Origin of the sequence: Pelosinus baikalensis (assembly GCF_020819555.1) — a bacterium.
GTDB lineage: Bacteria > Bacillota > Negativicutes > DSM-13327 > DSM-13327 > Pelosinus > Pelosinus baikalensis.
Window position 1 is genome coordinate 1 of record NZ_JAJHJB010000033.1, and the last position, 22,092, is coordinate 22,092.

General features: G+C 35.6%; 19 protein-coding genes. 8 read left to right on the forward strand and 11 right to left on the reverse strand.

Annotated elements, in window-relative coordinates; all coding sequences use genetic code 11:
* The first annotated feature begins 457 nt into the window (after positions 1 to 457).
* The 4 genes from LMF89_RS18775 (at position 458) to LMF89_RS18790 (ending at position 5,123) form a co-directional block, all read left to right on the forward strand.
* Positions 458 to 1,384, forward strand: coding sequence for a substrate-binding domain-containing protein (locus LMF89_RS18775; protein WP_229536423.1), 927 nt, complete (start codon positions 458 to 460; stop codon positions 1,382 to 1,384).
* A complete protein-coding gene (locus LMF89_RS18780) occupies positions 1,381 to 2,808 on the forward strand; it encodes a sensor histidine kinase (protein WP_229536424.1) in 1,428 nt (475 codons plus the stop codon). The genes LMF89_RS18775 and LMF89_RS18780 overlap by 4 nt, the downstream gene beginning before the upstream one ends.
* A 6-nt stretch (positions 2,809 to 2,814) precedes the next feature.
* The gene (locus LMF89_RS18785; protein WP_229536425.1) at positions 2,815 to 3,480 is read left to right on the forward strand and encodes a response regulator transcription factor; all 666 of its coding nucleotides are present in this window, start codon (positions 2,815 to 2,817) and stop codon (positions 3,478 to 3,480) included.
* Between the two features lie 299 nt (positions 3,481 to 3,779).
* Positions 3,780 to 5,123: an MFS transporter gene (locus LMF89_RS18790; protein ID WP_229536426.1), complete on the forward strand. Its 1,344-nt coding sequence runs from the start codon at positions 3,780 to 3,782 to the stop codon at positions 5,121 to 5,123.
* A 123-nt stretch (positions 5,124 to 5,246) separates the two neighbouring features.
* On the opposite strand, the gene gyrA is transcribed toward LMF89_RS18790, so the two are convergent.
* Complete coding sequence (gene gyrA, locus LMF89_RS18795) at positions 5,247 to 7,682, reverse strand: DNA gyrase subunit A (protein ID WP_369412644.1); 2,436 nt, start codon at positions 7,680 to 7,682, stop codon at positions 5,247 to 5,249.
* Positions 7,683 to 7,960: 278 nt separating this feature from the next.
* Between gyrA and LMF89_RS18800 the strand changes: the two genes are divergently transcribed.
* Together LMF89_RS18800 and LMF89_RS18805 are read left to right on the forward strand one after the other, a co-directional pair.
* Complete coding sequence (locus LMF89_RS18800) at positions 7,961 to 8,599, forward strand: manganese efflux pump (RefSeq protein WP_229536427.1); 639 nt, start codon at positions 7,961 to 7,963, stop codon at positions 8,597 to 8,599.
* Between the two features lie 108 nt (positions 8,600 to 8,707).
* Positions 8,708 to 10,303, forward strand: coding sequence for a PAS domain-containing sensor histidine kinase (locus tag LMF89_RS18805; RefSeq protein WP_229536428.1), 1,596 nt, complete (start codon positions 8,708 to 8,710; stop codon positions 10,301 to 10,303).
* Here LMF89_RS18805 and LMF89_RS18810 read toward each other — a convergent pair.
* Positions 10,283 to 11,047, reverse strand: coding sequence for a sulfite exporter TauE/SafE family protein (locus LMF89_RS18810; RefSeq protein ID WP_007954645.1), 765 nt, complete (start codon positions 11,045 to 11,047; stop codon positions 10,283 to 10,285). The two genes, LMF89_RS18805 and LMF89_RS18810, sit on opposite strands and share 21 nt — an antisense overlap.
* 275 nt (positions 11,048 to 11,322) lie before the next feature.
* Positions 11,323 to 11,754: a peptidylprolyl isomerase gene (locus LMF89_RS18815; RefSeq protein ID WP_007954647.1), complete on the reverse strand. Its 432-nt coding sequence runs from the start codon at positions 11,752 to 11,754 to the stop codon at positions 11,323 to 11,325.
* 238 nt (positions 11,755 to 11,992) lie between these two features.
* Here LMF89_RS18815 and cidR point away from each other — a divergent pair, with 238 nt between their 5' ends.
* Positions 11,993 to 12,892 (forward strand): cidABC operon transcriptional activator CidR, encoded by a 900-nt coding sequence (cidR, locus tag LMF89_RS18820; protein ID WP_229536429.1) that lies wholly within the window; start codon positions 11,993 to 11,995, stop codon positions 12,890 to 12,892.
* An 80-nt stretch (positions 12,893 to 12,972) separates the two neighbouring features.
* Here cidR and corA read toward each other — a convergent pair whose 3' ends face one another.
* Together corA and LMF89_RS18830 are read right to left on the reverse strand one after the other, a co-directional pair.
* Complete coding sequence (gene corA, locus LMF89_RS18825) at positions 12,973 to 14,034, reverse strand: magnesium/cobalt transporter CorA (RefSeq protein WP_007954651.1); 1,062 nt, start codon at positions 14,032 to 14,034, stop codon at positions 12,973 to 12,975.
* A 14-nt stretch (positions 14,035 to 14,048) separates the two neighbouring features.
* A complete protein-coding gene (locus tag LMF89_RS18830) occupies positions 14,049 to 16,391 on the reverse strand; it encodes an FtsK/SpoIIIE family DNA translocase (protein WP_229536430.1) in 2,343 nt (780 codons plus the stop codon).
* Positions 16,392 to 16,580: 189 nt separating this feature from the next.
* On the opposite strand from LMF89_RS18830, the gene LMF89_RS18835 reads away from it, so the two are divergent.
* Positions 16,581 to 17,030: a QueT transporter family protein gene (locus LMF89_RS18835; RefSeq protein ID WP_229536431.1), complete on the forward strand. Its 450-nt coding sequence runs from the start codon at positions 16,581 to 16,583 to the stop codon at positions 17,028 to 17,030.
* 158 nt (positions 17,031 to 17,188) lie between these two features.
* Here LMF89_RS18835 and LMF89_RS18840 read toward each other — a convergent pair whose 3' ends face one another.
* From LMF89_RS18840 to recF, 6 genes are all read right to left on the reverse strand, one after another.
* Positions 17,189 to 17,386 carry a CooT family nickel-binding protein gene (locus tag LMF89_RS18840; protein WP_007954657.1) on the reverse strand — a complete coding sequence of 66 codons (198 nt, stop codon included), beginning with the start codon at positions 17,384 to 17,386 and terminating at the stop codon, positions 17,189 to 17,191.
* Positions 17,362 to 17,805: a DUF3842 family protein gene (locus LMF89_RS18845; protein WP_229536432.1), complete on the reverse strand. Its 444-nt coding sequence runs from the start codon at positions 17,803 to 17,805 to the stop codon at positions 17,362 to 17,364. The genes LMF89_RS18840 and LMF89_RS18845 overlap by 25 nt, the downstream gene beginning before the upstream one ends.
* 102 nt (positions 17,806 to 17,907) lie before the next feature.
* Complete coding sequence (gyrB, locus tag LMF89_RS18850; protein ID WP_229536433.1) at positions 17,908 to 19,824, reverse strand: DNA topoisomerase (ATP-hydrolyzing) subunit B; 1,917 nt, start codon at positions 19,822 to 19,824, stop codon at positions 17,908 to 17,910.
* 63 nt (positions 19,825 to 19,887) lie between these two features.
* A complete protein-coding gene (remB, locus tag LMF89_RS18855) occupies positions 19,888 to 20,142 on the reverse strand; it encodes an extracellular matrix regulator RemB (RefSeq protein WP_229536434.1) in 255 nt (84 codons plus the stop codon).
* Positions 20,142 to 20,978, reverse strand: coding sequence for a DciA family protein (locus LMF89_RS18860; protein ID WP_229536435.1), 837 nt, complete (start codon positions 20,976 to 20,978; stop codon positions 20,142 to 20,144). Before LMF89_RS18860 ends, remB begins: the two co-directional genes overlap by 1 nt.
* Before the next feature lie 5 nt (positions 20,979 to 20,983).
* A complete protein-coding gene (gene recF / locus LMF89_RS18865) occupies positions 20,984 to 22,081 on the reverse strand; it encodes a DNA replication/repair protein RecF (protein WP_007954671.1) in 1,098 nt (365 codons plus the stop codon).
* Positions 22,082 to 22,092: the final 11 nt, after the last annotated feature.

Here is a 22,092-nt window from a genome sequence, read left to right on the forward strand (position 1 = left end):
CATCTGGCTTATTTTAACCTTACTTACATTGTTTAGTTTTCAAGGAACACATTCGCCCTTACAGCGGATCTTTAGTATAACATCTTTGTTTTAGCATGTCAACTTATTTTTTCTTGTTTCTTTTTTAATCTTGCTGCCCTCGCGAGCTACTTTAGAAGTATATCATAATCATATATTATCGTCAACTAATAATTATAATGAATATTATCTTTCATATATAAGATGATTTCGGTTCTTTATCTGGTGATTGCATTCTGCCTAAAAGTAATCACCACGTTTAAAGCTCTTTATTTAAATTATCTTTCTTTATTCCCTCTACGAAAATGATCTATGCTATAATATTGACAATTACTATCGGTATTACACATGGCTATATTCCACCTCTGACAGGCAAATAGTCGATATTGAAGTTTTTAATACATTGTATAAATCAAAATAATAAAAAGGTGATCATATCGTGAAGCTCAAATTCTTAACTTTCAGTATTCTTATGTTTTTAATTTTATTCACCAATAGTTGTAAAAATAATACAACTCCCTTTATTGATTTTAGCCAACCATCAGAATTTGTCTCCTTACAGAATAATAGTAACGCCAATGAACGTCCTCTTCTTATTGCTCTAGCCTCTGTTTTTTCTCCTCATGAAACAATCACATACTACCGACAAATCGCTGACTATGTTTCTAAGAAAACAGGACGCCAAACCATTCTCGTACAGCGCAAAACCTATGCAGAAGTGAATATGCTTTTGGCAAATGGTGATGTTGATATTGCCTTTTTATCTACTGGAGCCTATAGTTCTTACCGGGGTATGAATGAGATTGAACTATTTGTTATGGCAGAACATGGAGGGAATTCTTTGTATACGCCAGAAATTATTGTACATAAAGACAGCGATATTCATACAATCAGTGACCTGCAAGATAAAGTCTTTGCCTTTACTGATCCTCTTAGCTATTCTGGTCATATGGTTATGGAAGAATACTTGAGACAAAGAAACACTGATCCTGAAAAATTTTTTAAACGATATTTTTATACCTATAGTCATGATAAATCGATTTGGGCAGTAGCTACAAAGGTCACGGATGGAGCTAGTTTTGATAGTCAAATTTATGAATATGCGAAAATTAAAACTCCTGAACTTGCAGCAAAGGTGCGTATCATTGCTTCTATGCCTTCTGTACCAACAGGTCCTGTTGTGATTAGTAAACGTATGAATACACAACAAAAAGAGCAATTACGCCACATTTTTCTTACTATGAATGAAGATCCTGATACACTGGCTGCCATGCAGCATTTAGTCATTGATAAATTTGTTTTTCCCACACCTGAACTTTATGAACCCTTGCGTAAATTATATGATAGGACAAATACATTCCTATGAAATGGCTGCGACAATTAAGTATTTATTATAAAATCAACGGCATAATTATTAGTATGTTGCTCTTATTAAGCATTATTATTGGCTTTATTATGATGGATACAACGACAAAGCTGCTTGATCAGCAAATTGAAAAACGTGGTGCTGAAATAGCTGCCTATGTTGCAGCTCTTAGTAGTAACGACATTTTACTAGATGATAACTATGCTTTATTTGACCGTATTAACCAAACTAAGAGTAATACAGAAGATGTTCGCTATATTCTAATTACAGATTCTGCTGGCAGAATTTTAGCTCATACCTTTGCCGGCAATTTCCCCAAGGGATTACCAATCAAGCTTTCTCTTTATCCTAAGGACGAAGATGGATATCAGACAATGAAGTTTAGTAGCAATGAGGGTCCGATACGAGAAGTGATCGTTCCTATCGAAAATGGAGCCATTGGTTACGTTCGAGTAGGCATGTCGGAAAAAAGTACACAGCAATTATTATCTCTTAAATTATATGAATTTTTCATTACTACACTTCTGGTTTGCTTATTAGCTGCCATGGGCTCTACGTACTTAGCCTATCTTATTATTCATCCCATGCGTAATTTAACCAAAGCCGCCCAGCAAATTCAACAAGGTAATTTTTATGTCCAAACTGAAATCAAAACAGAAGATGAAGTTGGTCGCTTAGCTGGAGTGTTTAATGAAATGATCGAGAGTCTAAAAGAAAAGGATTTTGAAAATAACCGTCTGCTAAAAGAATTACGTGCCAAGGAAGAAATACGTACTGTATTATTAAATAAACTTTTTACAATTCAAGAAGACGAGCGGAAACGTATTTCTCGTGAGCTCCATGATGAAACCAGCCAATCCATGGCGTCTTTGCTTGCCTATATGAAAGTGTTGTTATCAAAGTTGACTGACGAAAAGCAGCGAGTCTTACTACTTGATGCTCGGAATGTAGCAATTAATGTATTAGGCGGCTTACGAAAAATGGCAGTTGAACTTCGCCCACCGGTATTAGATGATCTAGGAATCGTAGCAGCGATGGATAAGTATATAACCAATTTCAGCAATCAACAGGATCTTATGGTCTCTTTCTTCCCACCGGATGAAAAACTAATTATCAATAATCAAATTGCTTTGACCTTATACCGTATTCTACAAGAAAGCTTAACAAATATTTCTAAGCATGCCTATGCTACAAGCGTGAATATCACCCTTGAACAAGATACAGGCTCTATCATCCTGCGTATTGATGACAATGGCCTTGGTATTCGTTCAGGAGCCATAGAAGCAGCTCGTCAAAAAAACCGTTTAGGGATATATGGTATGAAAGAGCGAGTTGAATTATTAGGAGGTAATTTTACTTTCCATTCCATTAGTGGACAAGGTACAACAATTACGGTAATCATACCTATAACATGTTTGGAGTGATGAAAAATGAGATCTAAAATAAAAATCATATTAGCCGATGATCATGCTGTCTTAAGAGCTGGCTTAAAGCTATTACTCAATAATGAATCTGATTTTATTGTAGTCGGTGAAGCATCTGATGGTGAAGATGTTCTAACCCTTTTAGAAAAAACAAATGCAGATGTGCTGATTATTGATTTATCTATGCCTAATATGGGGGGACTTGAATGTATAAAGGAAATCAAAAGCCGAGGATATCCAATTAAAATTTTAGTACTCACCATGTATGAAGATGAACAGTACATAAAGGAAGCCATGCGTTCTGGCGCTCTAGGTTATGTAGAAAAACATGCTGTTGATACAGAATTATTTATTGCGGTAAAGGCGGTCCATATGGGACAGCGCTATTTAAATCCTCATAATTCTCAACTATTATTAAATAGTCTTTTAACAACTACGCCTAAAGAAAACGTAGATAATCCTTATACTCTTTTAAGTCCTCGTGAACGAGAAGTTTTAAAATATATAGTTAGAGGATATTCAATGAGTCAAATAGGCAAAATGCTCTGTCTTAGTGTTAAAACAGTGGATACTTACAAAACACGTATGATGGAGAAGTTAGGGTTAACTAAGAAAAGTCAATTAGTGGACTATGCACTCAAATATGATTTATTGCCGGCAAAAAGCGAGTAAGGAAAAACCTTACTCGCTTTTATTTTTTTTGCTATTCTCCTTGGCATTAGGAATCCCTTTGACTAACTGTAGTAGTATTTTCTCTCCTACATTAATGAAATGATTATAACGTAAGAATTTATCTTACATCAACTTCTATGTTTTTCCTACTTCATTATCAGATGTTTTACGGATACCAGAATTGTCTTTATAATGTGATAATTTAGATGATATTTTTTCCTACATAATAGATAAGAGGAGTGTGATATGGAAATAACCAAACTAGAATGTGACTAAATTAAAGAAAGAAGGAATGCGAAATGTTCGAAGAAATCACAAAGTTTTTTATGACAGGAAAGGACCAGCCTTTAATGAAGGGCGATCAAGGTCAAATCGCAGCGGCTTTCAACAAAATTCGCTGGCAAGTTTTTACTTCAATTACCCTAGGTTACGCGTTATTTTATGTTATACGACTTAGTTTCTCCGTTATCAAAAAACCTTTGATGGCAACAGGAGTGTTGGATGCTCAGCAACTTGGTATAATGGGATCTGTATTTTTTACCACCTATGGCCTCGGTAAATTTACCAACAGCTTTTTAGCTGACAGATTAAATATTAAACGTTTCTTTGCTCTCGGTCTTTTTCTATCATCTGTTATTACCGTATTAATGGGTTTTACTAATGAATTTTTACCCCTAGTCGTGTTATGGGGCATAAATGGTTGGTTCCAATCTTTTGGTGCAGGTCCTTGTATTGTTGCTTTAAACCAATGGTTTAGTAATAAAGAGCGGGGTACTTTTTATGGTATTTGGTTCACCAGTCATAATCTAGGTGCAGCCTTCACTTATATGGCAACTGCTGCTATCGTAGGAGCTTACAGCTGGAAGATGGGTTTCATTATGGCAGGTGTTGTTTGTACCATCGGTTCCATCCTAATTTATTTCTTTATGTCAGATCGACCTGAAACTCGTGGTTTACCAAATGTTGCAGACTTTAAAAATGACCATGCTGCTATCGTTGAAAAAGACAAATCTGTTGGCAGTCTGCAGTGGGAAGTCGTAAAACGTCCTGCAGTATGGATACTCGGTATGTCTAGCCTTTTCTGTTATATTACTCGTTACGCGGTAGAAAGTTGGGGCATTATCTACTTAACAGAAGCTAAAGGTTATACAACCATGGGTGCGAGTGGTGTTTTGTCTGTTATGCAGTTTGCCGGAATTTTTGGTGCTCTTACTTGCGGTCTTGTATCCGATAAGTTTTTTAACCACAAACGTAATATGCCTGCATTGATTTACGGCTTATTATACGCTGCTGCCACCGCTGCATTCGTTTGGGCACCTGCTAGTTATTGGATTGATATGGGCAGTATGGTCGTCTATGGTTTTACTATGGGAGCACTGGTTTGCTACCTTGGAGGTTTAATGGCTGTTGATATTTGCCCTAAACGTGCTACAGGTGCGGCAATGGGTATGATCGGCTTACTCAGTTATGGCGGAGCTGCTGCTCAAGAAGTTATAAGTGGTTATTTGATTAATTCACATATAACTGTCGTTAACGGGAAAAAACTTTATGATTTTGCCCTAGCTGCTGATTTTTGGGTAGGCTCTGCAGTCATCTCAATGATACTGGCTGCTTGTGTTTGGAACGCTAAAGTAAAAGACTAAGAAATAATAATTTCATTTTAAAAGTATATGTTTCGTAAAAAAGGCTGCCTTAAAATTAAGGCAGCCTTTTTGTCTACTATCTAACAAACCAGTATATATACTGGTCTGTTTTTACCTAATAAATTAATCAATATCTGCCTTTTTTTCCACAGCAGCCAGGGCCACAACTTTATCATTCTCACCAGTTTTCATTAATTTAACCCCTTGAGTATTTCTGCTAATTACGGATATGGTGTCAATATCAATACGTATGACAATGCCTTCACTGCTAATCAACATCAATTCCTGACCAGGACGCACTACCTTAATGCCTACAACCTGACCTGTCCTTTCTGTTACTTTTGTGTTAATGACACCCTTACCACCACGTTTTTGGTTTCGATAACTATCAACTGGGGTACGTTTTCCATAACCTTCAGCAGTTACGGTCAATACTTCGCCTTCTTGTTTTAATGTATCCATACCAACTACACTATCACCTTCATGCAGACGAATCCCTCTTACACCCCGGGCGGTACGTCCCATATCGCGAACATCGGTTTCAGGGAAGTAAATAGCAAGTCCATCCCGAGTTCCCATAAGAACATACTGCTCACCATTTGTCAGCTTAACACCAATCAAATCATCATCTTCATCTAAAGTTATCGCTATCAAACCTGTTTTTCTTGCAGTATCAAAATCCATTAATTCGGTTTTCTTAACTATACCTTTTGCAGTCGCCATAAATAAATAGCGCGTATTTGTAAAGGCTTTAATTGGAATCACAGCCGTGATTCTTTCTTGTCCTTCTAACGGCAATAGATTAATAATGGATGTACCTTTGGAGGTACGGCTTGCTTCAGGTATTTCATAACCTTTCAGTCGATATACCCGACCGCGATTAGTGAAGAACAAAATATTATGATGTGTTGTCGTCACAAATAAATGCTCTACAAAATCTTCTTCTTTCGTTCCCATACCAGCGACACCACGTCCGCCTCGTTTTTGATTCCGATAGGTATCAACCGGAAGACGTTTTACATAGCTAGAACGAGTCAACGTAAGTACAATGTCTTCCTCAGCAATTAAATCTTCTACTGCCAATTTCGATAAATCATCTGTGATAATTGTGCGGCGATCATCACCAAAACGTTTTCGAATATCCAATAATTCTTCTTTAATAATATTCAGCACTTTTTGATCATCAGCCAAAACAGACTCCAGCCATTCAATAGTTTCTAATACATCTTTATATTCATTTTCAATTTTTTCTCGCTCCAGGCCGGTTAAACGTTGCAGACGCAAATCTAAAATGGCCTGGGCTTGTTTGTCGCTCAAATCAAAACCTTCGATTAAGGCTGCACGAGCGACATCAACAGTCTTGGATTGTCTAATTGCTGTTATAACCGCATCAATGTGGTCAAGGGCAATTTTCAATCCTTCTAAAATATGAGCTCTAGCTTTTGCTTTCGCTAACTCATAATTAGTACGACGAACAATCACTATTTTTTGATGTTCCAGATAATAGTACAACATTTCTTGCAAGTTCAGTACTCTTGGTCGTCCTTCCACTAAGGCCAGCATAATAATACCAAAAGTATCTTGCAGTTGCGTATGTTTATATAATTGATTTAAAATAACATCCGCATTAATATCACGTCTTAGCTCAATTACAATACGCATGCCGCTACGGTCACTCTCATCTCTAAGATCCGTAATTCCATCGATTACTTTATCTCTGACCAAATCTGCAATTTTTTCAATCAGAGTGGCTTTGTTAACCTGATAAGGTATTTCCGTAACAATAATCCTAGGCTTGCCATTGGCCATTTTATCCACACGAGCCTGGGCACGCATTTTAACTACACCGCGACCAGTGGTATAAGCAGAATAAATACCTTCTTTACCTAATATCAAACCTCTCGTAGGAAAATCAGGCCCTTTGATAGCTGTCATCAATTCAGGGATGGTAACCTCTGCATTGTCGATCATCATAATCAGAGCATCAATGACTTCTCTTAAATTATGAGGAGGGATATTAGTAGCCATACCTACTGCAATACCTGATGAACCATTTACCAAAAGGTTAGGAACCTTAGCTGGCAGCACTGTTGGCTCTTGCATCGATTCATCATAGTTAGGGGTAAAATCTACTGTATCTTTTTCAATATCAGCTACCATAGCCTCTGCAATACGAGACATTCTAACCTCAGTATAACGCATAGCGGCTGCAGAGTCTCCGTCAACCGAACCAAAATTACCATGACCATCTACCATCAAATAACGGGTAGAAAAATCTTGGGCTAAACGTACAATAGCCTGATATACAGAACTATCACCATGAGGGTGATACTTACCAAGCACTTCACCGACAATACGCGCTGATTTCTTATAAGGCTTATTCGCTGCCATCCCTGCTTCATGCATAGCATATAAAATGCGACGATGTACAGGTTTTAGTCCATCCCGAACATCGGGCAATGCCCGCATGGTGATAACACTCATGGCATAATCAATATAAGAACCTTTCATTTCCTGTTCAATACTTACAGGCAATACTTTACCTAAACCAAAATCCACATTCTCACCTCAAAAACACAATTTTAAATTGCGATAGTTCCTGGACTTGTCTTTTTTCATACCAATGCAAAACCATACTACTCACAATATTTTATGAGTAGTATGTCAATCACTTACTTCAACTTCTTATTATACCATAAATTTCCCTATATTTTAAAAAAATCCTTCTAATCCTTGAATAACAATACAAAAGCTTCATCGTCACCAAAGATTAACCTTCGCCATATATTATTTGGAGATACCTTATCTAACCACTCTACCTATAGGAGGCTATATAAATGACGTTGTGCTATGTATTACTCTTAGGATTTGCTGTAAGTATTGATGGCTTTATTGCTGGTATTTCCTACGGATTAAAAAATATTTTTATATCTAGGATTTCTTTATTTATTGTAGGATTAACAACAACACTATGCGTTAGTTTAGCCATGGGAAGTGCTCATATATTAGGAACAATGTTAAATACCAAAATAGCAGTACTTATAGGTGCATTATTACTCACCATCATGGGATTATTTAGTTTATTTCAAGAATATTTTGCTGCAAAAGTTCAATCAGAGCCTATAAACTCAGGAGTCACTTCTCCAAATCTCACCTTTTCCGTTGGTCGCCTCGTAATTAATATCATGGCCAAACCAGAAAAGGCAGATGTTGATCATTCTCAATTCATTAGCTCAACAGAAGCCATACTTCTTGGATTAGCTCTCGGTATTGACAATATGATAGCGATTTTCGCTGCTGCCTTAGTAAATCCCTTGCCATTTTATACCCCTATTACAATGGGATTAATCCAAATCCTAGTCATCACATTTGGGATCTATGCCTCGAAACATTTTCTTTCGGAACAATTCAAAAAAAAAGTTCCCTATTTGCCAGGGTTAATCTTAATTCTACTAGGTCTTGTTAGATTATATTAAAATTATTTTATATTTCATTATGATCCCTAAAGGTAATTTACAAATTTTATAGAAGAATATCTAAATAAGTTAAATATTTCCATTTAATTATAGAAAGGATAATAATGCATGGCCACTAATGTAACTGCAAAGGAAAATTTTATAACAGAAATGCCAGACCTGTATACTGAAATTAATTCTCGGGAAAATCCTCAGCTTCTTCATCTTCAATACCAGCAAATCATACGACAAAATCAGGAAGAGTATAAGACACTGATCGAGAATTTGCCCCTTATTGTCGCTCGTGTCAATACGAAAAGCCAACATATTTATATCAATCCTGTTATCTTTAAAGATACTGGACTATCTCCCCAAGACTTTATTGGTAAAACTTTTCGTGAAGCTGGCATGCCTCATAACTTTTGCATACTATGGGAAGCTTCCTTCTCCTATGCTTTTACTACTGGCAGGGAAGCCTTATTTGAGTCTGACTTCATTAATCAACAGGGAAAGCATTATTATTACCAATGTAGGATCATACCAGAATACAATCAGGAAGGCACCATTAAGTCCGCCCTGTATACCTTAATGAATATTACAGATCATAAAAAACTAGAAGCCAAACTATATCGCCAACACCAAGAATTTCAAGCACTAATTGAAAATACACCTGATATTATTTCCCGAATTGATAAATCCATGCGTATTACTTTTATTAATTCTTCTATCACTCAGCTAACAGGAATACCTGCCAAAGAATATATCGATAAGACCTTGCATGAACTTACCAACTGCGATCCAAATACTCTAAATCTTTGGAAAATAAATGTCCAACAAGTTTTTATAACTAAAAAATCCAATGTGTTTGAATATGAGTATCCAGGTCTAAATGGCATTCGATATTTTCATGCCCGTATTGTACCAGAATTCGGAATTGACGGTTCTGTAGAACGTGCTTTATGTACGTCACGAGACATTACAACTTATACAAATTTAACAACCGAAATGGCTCGTCTCGATCGATTAAATTTAGTAGGGGAAATGGCGGCTAGTATCGGCCATGAAGTACGAAATCCCATGACCACAGTACGGGGATTTCTCCAAATGATGTCCTTAAAAAAAGAAAACAAAAAAGATACTGTTTTCTTCAATATTATGATTGATGAACTTGATCGAGCAAACTCTATTATTTCTGAATTTTTATCTTTAGCAAAGGATAAGTCAGTTCACTTAAAAGAGACAAACTTAAATAGCATCATCACAGCTCTTATGCCTTTAATGCAAGCCAATGCCATTGTTGATAATAAAACAATTCACCACGATTTAGCTACAATTCCGAATTTGCAACTGGATGAAAAAGAAATTCGTCAATTGATACTTAATCTGGTTAACAATGGATTGGATGCAATGGAATCAGGCGGTACAATCTCAATTCAAACCTTTACCTATGATAATACCGTGGCCTTAGCCATACAAGACGAAGGTCACGGTATACCAAAGAACATTATGAAAAAAATCGGTACGCCGTTTTTCACCACGAAAGAAAAGGGTACTGGACTAGGATTGGCAGTTTGTTATAGCATTGCCAACCGACATAATGCCACCATACAGCCAATAACCGGTCCCCATGGCACTACCTTTTATATTTTATTTCCCATTAAGAATAAGGATGTAGTCAAATATCTAATCCCCAGCTGCCAATCTTTAACGCAAGACATCCCATAACTGCTTACTAATTAAGACAACTGACATAAATAAAAACAGTGGGCGCACATAAGCAGCGCCTTTTTTTATCGCTAATCTAGAACCTGCCAATGCACCAAGAATCATAGCGAATCCCATAGGTATAGCATAATAATAGTTAATAGAGTCAAAATAGACAAAAGTAAAAACAGCTGCAATATTACTAGCAAAATTTAAAGCTTTCGAATTACCAGCTGCCATTACGAAATCAAACCCAATCATTAAAAAGGCAAAAATAAAAAAAGAACCTGCTCCTGGTCCGAAGAAGCCATCATAAAAACCAATGGAAAAAGCAACTATGCCACTTAAGTATGCTGTCCTTTTACTCATACCGTCATAGGTTGATACATCTCCCCATTCTTTTTTGGTAAAAGTATAAATAGTAACCACTACTAGCATAACAACTACCAATGGTTTCAAAAATTGAGATGGTATTTGCTGAACGGCAATAACACCAAATGCCGATCCAATAAAGGAAAGAGGAAATAAATATTTAATAATTTCAAGGTTGATCTTGCCTGACCGCATAAATGAAATCGTACTCGTAAAACTTCCCATTACACTTGCCATTTTATTAGTGCCTAATGCAATGGTTGGCGGCAATCCCGTAAGCAGTAAAGCTGGTAAAGATACTAATCCTCCTCCACCGACTACAGAATCAATGAATGCAGCGATAAATCCAGCTCCCATTAAAAATAAAATCATATCCATACTAATATTTTCCAAAATAAATTTACCTCCTATAAAACCTCGCTGACAAATCTTTTAAAAACATTATAAACAATTTGAACCACAAAGACGCAAAGGACACAAAGGGTTTTTGTGTACTCCTTTGTGTGCCGCGCCAGCGGCATTGCGCCTTCGTGGTTCATAATATATTATATTTTACCTACTAAACTTTATAAATTCTAGTCATGTATTAAAATAAAAAGTGAGATTACATCAATTGATGTTCCCCCACCCTAAAAACCATATCCGCAATTTGGGTACATTCTTAGCTTCTATTCTTCAATCACTGTAACCTTATTCATAATATCACCTTCAGTGATTAAATCAACAACATCCATACCTTCAATTACTTTACCAAACACAGTATGTACACCATCTAAATGAGGCTGCGGTTCATACACAATGAAAAATTGACTGCCTCCTGTATTAGGTCCACGATGAGCCATGGACAAAGAGCCACGTTCATGAATACGAGGATTATCTTTGGTTTCACAAGGAATTGTATAACCAGGACCACCCGTACCTGTACCATTTGGGCAGCCACCTTGAGCCACAAAACCTTTGATTACACGGTGAAACGAAATACCATTATAAAAACCTTCTGTAATTAATTTTTCAAAATTAGCTACTGTTTTCGGTGCATCTTTCTCAAATAATTCTATTGTAATTTTACCTTTATCCAATTCGATAATTGCCTTTTTCAAAAAAATTCCCTCACTTTGATCATTTTTTTCTTTATTATTATACCATAGTATTATACACTTTTATATTATATTTAATCTGTAAAATACTAAATACTTTAAATGTTTTAAATTCTTTGCGTTTTATTACAAGCATTTACTGTTATTTTATATTATAATTATAATATAACCTATTCTTAAAAACTATAGTACCCTACTATATAAATTTCTGCACATCTTATAATAAAAAGGAGATCGAAAGATGGATGTACGCCATTTAACTTATTTTATCGAAGTAGCCAGGCACCGTAGTTTTACCAAAGCAGCTCGTTCATTACACATAACACAACCGTCAATTAGTAAGATGATTAAAATTTTGGAAGATGAATTAGGAACAACCTTATTTTATCGCTCCGCAAAACAAATTGAATTAACGGATGCAGGCAGAGCTGTTCTCCACCAATCCCAACAAATTGTAACCTCTTTCCAAAATCTAACATCAGAATTAGCTGATGTAATTAACTTAAAAAAGGGTACTCTTGTAATCGGATTGCCTCCAATGGTAGGTGCCAGGTTTTTCCCCAAGATCATTGCTGATTATACGAGGCTATATCCTCAAATCTCTCTTAGTCTAATTGAAGTAGGTTCCAAAAAAGTAGAAGATGGAATAGAAGATGGCAGCCTGGATATTGGTATGGTTGCATTACCCGTTAATGAGAATAACTTTGAAATGTTTCCTTTCGTCAAAGAGCCTCTAATGCTCATCGTTCATCCTGATCACGAATTAGCGAATCGATCCAACGTGGAGCTTACTGAATTAAAAAATGAATCCTTTATCCTATTGAGAGAAGATTTTACTCTTCATGGTCGTATCGTAAATCGCTGCATTCAAAGTGGCTTTGATCCTAAGATTATCTGTGAAAGCTCCCAATGGGACTTTATCTCTGAAATGGTTGCTATTAATTTAGGGATTGCCATATTACCACGAACGATTTGCAAGGAACTTGACCCTGCCAAAATCAAAACCGTATCCTTAGCAGAACCCATGGTACCTTGGCATCTGGGAATGATCTGGAAAAAAGATCGCTATCTATCCTTTGCCAGCCGATCCTGGCTAAAATTAACCAGCCAATATTTCGGTATTAAATTGGATTTGCCTTAATATAGGGCAAACCTATATATAAATTTATAATAAAAAGTCGTACCTTGTGATAAGGTGCGACTTTTATGAATTATAAGGGCTTACATCCATTTCTTTCTGCGAAAATATACGATCATACATCCGCTAATAAAGGCCATAATTATTAGAATCGCCGGATAGCCCCACTTCCATTCCAGCTCTGGCATATATTTAAAATTCATACCATATAAACCTACAATAAAAGTGAGGGGAATAAAAATGGTAGCGATAATTGTTAAGACTTTCATGACTTCATTCGTTTTAAAACTTACATTAGAAAGATAAAGATCAAGCATCCCCGTAACCATATCCCGATACATTTCAATACTATCAATTACTTGTATCATGTGGTCATACACATCTCTAATATAAATAAGAGTGTCTTTTGTGAATAAGACAGAATCTCCCCGAGACAAAACATTTATAATTTCTCGCAGAGGCCAGACGGCTTTTCTCACAAATAACATTTCATTTTTTAACGTATGTATTTCTTTTAAAACCTTAGGCTGAGGATGTACAATAATTTTATTTTCTAATACTTCAATTTTATCTCCTAAATATTCAAGAGCAACATAGTAATTATCTACAATACAATCGAGTAAAGCATAGGCAAGGTAATCTACACCTTTACTTCTTATTTTACCTGTAGTGCTTTTCATTCGTTCTCGAATCTTTTCAAATGTATCATTATCATTTTCTTGAAAAGACAATATATAATTACTGCCTACAATCAAGCTAACTTGCTCAAAATCGATATTCTTATTATCATAGCAATGAATCATTTTGACAATAATATATAAGTATTCTTTGTTATCTTCCATTTTAGGACGTTGGTTGGTGTTGACGATATCTTCTAATACTAAAGAATGTATATGAAATGCAGCTCCGATTTTTTCAATCATGCTCACAACATGAACACCGCTGATATGTATCCAACACTTATCTGTGATACTCTTATTCTCTAATAATTCATCAACTTTATCAAATTCTTTCTCATTCCAATGCTCACTACTATAACACAACATTCTTATTTTTACTTTTTCGCTTCGAGTTGAACCGATATGCAAAAGAGTACCGGGAGGAAGACCTACTTTTTTAGTTATCTGCTTATATCGACCTGGCAAACCTACCACCTCATCTATTCTGAATCCGTATTACTAGATTGGGCCGCATCATTAAAATAACGTTCACATACCTGATCATAAGTCATGATGATATCCCGGGGTTTGCTTCCCATATTCGGACCAATAATTTTCATTTCTTCCATTGTATCAATTAAGCGAGACGCTCTTGTATAGCCAATCCGGAACTTTCTTTGCAGCATGGATGCTGATGCCTGATTTAGCTCCATAATAATGCGCACAGCTTCTTCAAATAACTCATCTTCAAAAAGATTAGAACCATTCTCTTCTTTCTTCAAATTTTCACAAGCAGTAATTCCCTCCATATATTCAGGAGGCTCTACCTGCTTTTTGATATATTCTGTAAGTTCTTCTACTTCACTATCAGCAATAAACGCACCTTGTACTCTAAGAGGCTTAGACATGCCGATAGGATAAAACAACATGTCCCCTTTGCCTAGCAACTTTTCTGCTCCTGCCATATCCAATATGGTTCGGGAATCAATTTGGGATGATACAGCAAAAGCAATTCTAGATGGTACATTCGCTTTAATTAAGCCCGTAATTACATCTACAGAGGGTCTCTGCGTCGCTAATACCATATGAATACCAGCTGCTCGAGCTTTTTGAGCTAAGCGGATAATAGCATCCTCTACATCAACTGGCGAGACCATCATCAAATCTGCCAACTCATCAATAATAATTAAAATATAAGGGATTTTTTCACCACTAGAACCCTCGCCGACCGGGAAACTATCAATTAAATCATTATATCTTCCGATATCACGCACTCCGGCAGCAGCAAACATTTCATAACGTCGCTCCATTTCTTGCACTGCCCAGCGCAAGGCAGATGCAGCTTTTTGTGCATCCGTCACTACAGGTGTTAATAAATGAGGCAGACCATTATAATTCGTCAATTCAACCACTTTAGGATCAATTAAAATAAGGCGTACTTCCTGAGGAGTTGCTTTAAACAATATACTGGTTAACAATGTGTTAATACATACACTCTTACCAGAGCCTGTTGAACCAGCCACTAATAAATGAGGCATTTTACCCAAATCAGCTGTCACAGTCTGCCCTGCGATATCCTTGCCTAAAGCCACAACTAATTTTGAGGTTGCTTTCAAAAATTCATTACTTTCTAGCACATCCCGTAAAGGAACACTTGCTAGAACTTTATTGGGGACTTCAATACCAATGGCTGCTTTACCTGGAATTGGCGCTTCAATACGCACTCCCGATGCAGCAAGACTCAAAGCAATATCATCTGCTAAATTAACAATCTTACTAACTTTTACACCAGGGGCAGGTTCTAATTCATAGCGGGTTACAGTAGGTCCTTGGCTAATATGGATCATTTTCGCTTTGACATTAAAACTTTCCAGAGTACTCTCAAGGATTTTAGCATTATTTGCTACTTCTTTTGCTCGTTTACTATCCGTTTGATTCGTAGATTTTTGTAATATCGATAGTGGCGGCAATACATACCCTGCAACAAAGGTACTCTCTGGTTCTAGAATCGAATGATTGTCCTCTATTTTCCCTTTATTATTTTGTTTATGTTTTAATTCAACAACATTCTCTCGTGCCTTCTGAACAGGCTCTTCTCTTCTTGCCTTGTAGCTGGCTTCCTCTGCTTCTTGATGAGCAGCCTGTTCTAATAAACTGTCAATTAAAGGTCTGCCAGTAATCGCTGCTATCTCTTCATCCAGCTCTTCTTGTTCATCTTTATTATTTTTTCTTAAGAACTGTCTATCCTTCTCCTGATTATAAAAACTGCCGACTTTTTCAATTTGTTCATATGCAGTAGACAATCCCTGCTGCGTTCTTTCTTTAGCCGCTAAATAAGTTTGATATAATGACCATGTTGTAGCAATTAAAATACCACATAAACTCGAAGCAATTAATATAATAAAAGCACCATAAAATCCAAAAAATTTACGCAGTATAAATAATATCATACCACCAATCAAGCCGCCTCCACTGGCTAAACTTTCTGGAAGTATTTCTCTGTTTTCAAAAATTAAAAAATGATGGGTTAATGCTAACAAAGATATATATAGCAGCGCTAGCCCCCAAAAACGAATACTATACACAATACCTTGATCTTTCTTGATATAAAAGCCACCAATGATGATCATTAATAAAGGAATAACAAAGGCTCCTAATCCAAAAGAGTATTTTAAAAACTTAGATAGATATAACCCGATGGAGCCAGTATTAAAATCTAGTAAACTAATAATTGAAATAATCCCTGCTGCCAAAAGAAAGATACCCAATACCTCAGAACGGAGCCTTGGATTAACAATACTTTGATTATTATCTTCTATATCGCTTGTATGACGTTTAGACAATGTTTACCACCTAATTCTTTTTTTATTTTATTCTCGTTGTTATTATACCATTCCTATATGGAAATCCACAATTTTTTTAGGAACATATGTTTGTTTTTATTCTATATTTGTCTTTATCGAAACTTTTCTGGTTTATTTTAACTCTATATACTATAATTAAAATTCAATCTATTATCAATGGAGGTCTTTATGAATACCCATTTTATTCTACGTGCTACTATGATTGCCGCTTTATATATAAGCTTTACATATGCACTAGCACCCATTTCCTATGGTCCTTTACAATTTCGGCTTAGTGAAGCTCTAACTGTACTGCCCATTCTTTATCCTGAAGCTATCTACGGTTTATTTATCGGCACTTTAATTGCTAATATATTTGGTGGGCTGGGTGTTTGGGATATATTTGGCGGTAGTCTGGCTACACTCATTGCAGCTTATCTTACCTATCGATTTAGTAATACCATCTGGGCGTATTTATCTCCCATTATTGTCAACGCTTTCATTGTTGGCGGCTATCTTTCTATATTATATGCTATGCCCTTCTGGTTTACAATATTATCCATAGGATTTAGTGAAGCAATTATTGTATTTGCCATCGGTTATCCTCTTATTGCTGTATTAAAAAAATATAAATTATAATATGGATAAGCGGCTAGAATATCTAGCCGCTTATCCATATTATAAAAAGAAAAGGTTGATTGATTATAATAAAAATCATTTTGAACCGCAAAAATGTGAGGATAAAAAGAATTTAAATATCCTAATATCCCAGGTTTCTTTTGTCTATAGAACATCATTTATTCTTTCGCAAAACGCTCTAGGATAATTTTATGGTCCACTAAGTGTAATTCTTTAATACGGGCTTCTATGGTTTTGCGTTCACCAAAAATATTTTCAAGATAGATTTCTCTATCCTTAGGAATAATGGTATCGACTCTTTCTAAGAGTAATTCTTCCACATTTTTATTCATTACATAAACGTTAGCTTCACACATGTTTTATCCCCTCCTAAATGCTTTTTAATTTCAAGCAGTACACCATCTACTAAATGAGGCAGCGGCTCTGTTTTTAATCCAATAATATCAATATTCCCGCGATATAAAGGTATTAATATCTTTCGCGCCTTACTAGTCGTTATCACTTCTGCCATTTTCGGCGTAAGTTCTCCAAGCATTGAATTTGCCATAATAATACTCAATGATCCTATGATACAATCAATATCCTTACAATTATGTACAATTGCATTTTCTCCGGTAGCTCCTTCATTTGCTCCTGCTTTCAGCATAGCTGAAGTTGCCAGCGCATTTGTACCTAACGCCAAAATATCAATTTGTTCTTTAAATTCTTTTCTTATTTTTTCAATAATGACTTTTCCCATACCGCCGCCTTGTCCATCAATCACTACAATGCGCATAAGACTCCTCCTTAACAACGTAACCCAATAACAATTACTTTAAAAGTAGGAAGGCTAATTATCTAATACAGATAATCGGCCTTCCTTATTTTTACTTACCTATCACGTATCCAAATTTCGTACATCATGGGCATTATCTTCAATAAATTTACGCCTAGGTTCTACCTTATCACCCATAAGAATTGTAAACATCTCATCAGCAGCCAAAGCATCACCTAATTCTACTTGTAAAAGAGTTCTACCTTCAGGATTCATCGTAGTTTCCCATAGTTGATCAGCATTCATTTCTCCAAGACCTTTATAACGCTGTACATTAATATTGTCTTTGCCAATACGAGCTAATAATTTACTCATTTCATCATCACTGTATAAATACCAGCTCTCACGCCCCTTTTTCACTAAATATAAAGGCGGTTGAGCTATATAAATACGACCTGCTTCAATGAGAGGCTTCATGTAACGATAAAAAAACGTTAATAACAAGGTACGGATATGAGCACCATCAACATCAGCATCTGTCATTATAATAATTTTACCATAGCGACTTTTTTCTAAATCAAAATCTTCTGCAATGCCATTACCAAAAGCAGTAATCATAACTCTAATTTCATCACTATTTAGTATCTTATCTAAACGAGCTTTCTCAACATTTAATATTTTACCACGCAAAGGCAATATAGCTTGGAATCGACGATCCCGTCCTTGTTTGGCAGAACCACCTGCTGAATCTCCTTCAACTAGATAAATTTCTGTCTGCATAGGATCTTTCATTGAGCAATCTGCCAATTTCCCAGGTAAAGAACTTATTTCCAATGCATTTTTTCTACGAGTCAATTCCCTGGCTTTACGGGCTGCATCTCTAGCCCGAGCTGACATTACGGATTTCTCAATAATTTTTTTAGTAACAGCTGGATTTTCTTCGAAAAACTCACTTAATCGATCAGAGACAATGCTATCCACAATCCCTCTTACATCACTATTACCTAGCTTTGTTTTCGTTTGTCCTTCAAATTGCGGTTCCTCAATTTTTAAGCTGATAACTGCCGTCAGACCTTCTCGTACATCTTCACCACTTAAATTTTCATCATTATCTTTTAATATATTCAATTTACGGGCATAATCATTGACCGTTCTTGTTAATGCAATTTTAAAACCACTAAGATGAGTGCCACCCTCTTGAGTATTGATATTATTAACAAAACTAAAAATATTTTCTACATAACTTTCATTATACTGTAAAGCAATCTCAACAACACTGGTATCTCGTTTTCCTACTACAAAAATAGGATCGGTATGCAGTACTGTCTTATTTTTATTTAAATGATCAACAAAAGAACAGATACCACCTTCATAGAAAAACACTTCATGAGTTTCTGTACGTTCATCTGTCAAATTAATGGTAATTCCCTTATTTAAAAAGGCTAACTCCCTTAAACGCTGCTTTAAGGTATCGTAACTATACACTAACTCTTCAAAAATTTCAGCATCAGGTTTAAATTTAACTGTAGTCCCTGTTTCTTCCGTTTCTCCAATTACTGTTAAAGGCTTAGCAGTATAACCGCGTTCAAAACCAATTTGATGAATTTTTCCATCCACTTTTACTTGGATATCTAAATATGTACTAAGAGCATTTACTACCGATATACCTACTCCATGGAGTCCGCCGGAAACTTTATAGCCACCGCCGCCAAATTTACCCCCGGCATGCAGCACTGTTAAAACTACTTCTACCGCTGGTTTGCCAGTTTCATGCATACCTACAGGAATACCACGACCATTATCCGACACAATAATACTATTATCTTGGCAAATCGTTACATCTACTTTATCACAATATCCAGCTAATGCTTCATCAATACTATTATCAACCACTTCATAAACCAGATGATGCAATCCTCTGGCTGAAGTACTGCCAATATACATTCCTGGGCGTTTACGTACAGCTTCTAAACCTTCTAATACTTGTATTTGTTCCGCCCCATAATTACCATTGCCTAAAACTTCTTCCTCATTACTCATTGCTAACCTCCAACTTAAAATTAACTCATAGAGTGTTATAAAACAACTTTTATATGATCTATCTTAAATATTTTCATAGATATGAAAATCAATTGCCCTTTTCTTTAATGTTAAAGATGAAATAGCAGATAAATATACTTTATTCGTAGTAATAATAAAACTCTTGGGATCATTTTCTGAAACATCAAAAACCTTTTTCTCATCGCGCATTTTATTAATAAATTCTTTATTAATACCTGATCGTTTTGATTTTAGATCAGTAATAGAAATAACATCACGCAAAGGAACGACCATATCGGCTCCCAGGTGTAAAAACATTACTTTTTCCTCCTGAATTTTTCTAAGGTTTTATTGATAATTGCATCATTTACAGCTTCAATCTTCGCTCCTGTAGTTAGCATTATAAAACTCATTATTTTAAATTTATCATTATCTCCTTCTTGGATATCTCGGCTAATGAATGCAGTTAATGTATATTTAGCTTGCTGAAATTCCTCTTCTGTACAAGTAATATGTTCATGTAATTCAGCATAGCGTATCCATGGTATTTCTTTTAGAGTATTTATAATAGTATACAGTAATTTTTGCTTTTTATTAAGTGTACAAGCAGTACAATAGATTTCTTCCGGCGGACATAAAACAGTACAACTGGCACACTGGTGCCAGTTATGCTGTTTTTTTATTTTTTTTAAAGCAAAATCCTTACGCATAATACGCAATATTTTTTGCTTTAAATATTTATCACTTATATGATTACTGGTTTCCTGCATAGTTTGTACATCATATTCATCTAATTTAACCTTACTTAATTGGTATTTTATATTAGGTATTGTATTTATAGCAGTATCTTCTTCATTCTGGGAATTACTAAAATATCCTGCTTGAAAACGAATATCAAAAATAAGTTTATAGCCAATAAATTGATTTATTTTATCAATAATGCTTTCTTTCATCATGGATAAATGATGAGACCATACAGAACTATTCACACTAACCATTAGCGTTCCTTGCTGAACAGAACGAGCGTATGCATTGGCAGCGATATCATCACCGACGATTTCTGACCAATGTACAATAACAGATTGGTCGTTATATGGCTTCTGTAAGCCTAAGTTTCTGATCGTATTCGATACTATATCTTTCATTTTTTGCATAGCAATCACTCCACTATAGTACCATTTTCTACATGAAAATATTTTCCAAATTCCCAATCTGGAAAATACTTTTCTTCCGTGGCCGTAATGATGGTTTGGACACGATCTTTGATAAAAACTAATAAATGTTCCCGGCGTGTTGCATCTAATTCACTCATCACATCATCCAGTAACAAAATGGGGTATTCTCCCGTTTCTGATTTAATAAATTCCAACTCTGCTAATTTTAATGACAAAACTCCTGTACGTTGTTGACCTTGGGAGCCAAATGTTCTTAAATTTATACCATTTACAGTGAGAATTAAATCATCTTTATGAGGTCCGATACTTGTGCTGCCACGCCAAATATCGTTTTGTCGCTGCTGAACAAATTTAGCCTTATATTCTTTTATCAGATTTTCAGCTCCCGTTTCGGTAATTTCATGCTTATGATACACAAGGGTCAAATTCTCTTTACTTGCAGTTATTTTGCGATGCATTAAATTCGCAAGCATGGCTAATTTCTTAACTGCCTCTTGTCTTTTTGTGACGATTTTACTAGCTGCGACAGCCAACTGCTCATCCCAAGCATCTAACATGTCAGGTTTATCTTTATTTTCTCTGATCTTTTTTAACAAATTGTTTCGTTGGGATACAATGCGATTATATTTTAATAGTTGTTGGTAATAGCTTGGATTTGCTTGTGAAATCTCTATATCTAAAAAACGCCTACGCATAGCAGGCATCCCTTTTATTAGCATTAAATCTTCAGGAGAAAATAATACAACATTCAGTAAACCAATGAGTTCCCGAGGTTTTATTGCATAATGATTTGATATGATTTCTTTTTTCTGACTGTTACTCAGCTTCATGACCAAGCTATTTTCAATATTCATGCGGGAAAATACAATTGTAATACTGCCATCTTCCTGCTGCCAACGAATCAGCTCAGCATCTACATTCGTACGATGAGAGCGCCCCATTGCACCATAGTAAATGGATTCGAGTATATTGGTTTTCCCTTGCGCATTTTGCCCAATAAATATATTAATTCCTTGGGTAAAATCTAAGGAAAGGTTTACATAATTTCGAATGTTTCTCAGAATTATTTTATTAACTTTCATGGTAACACCTT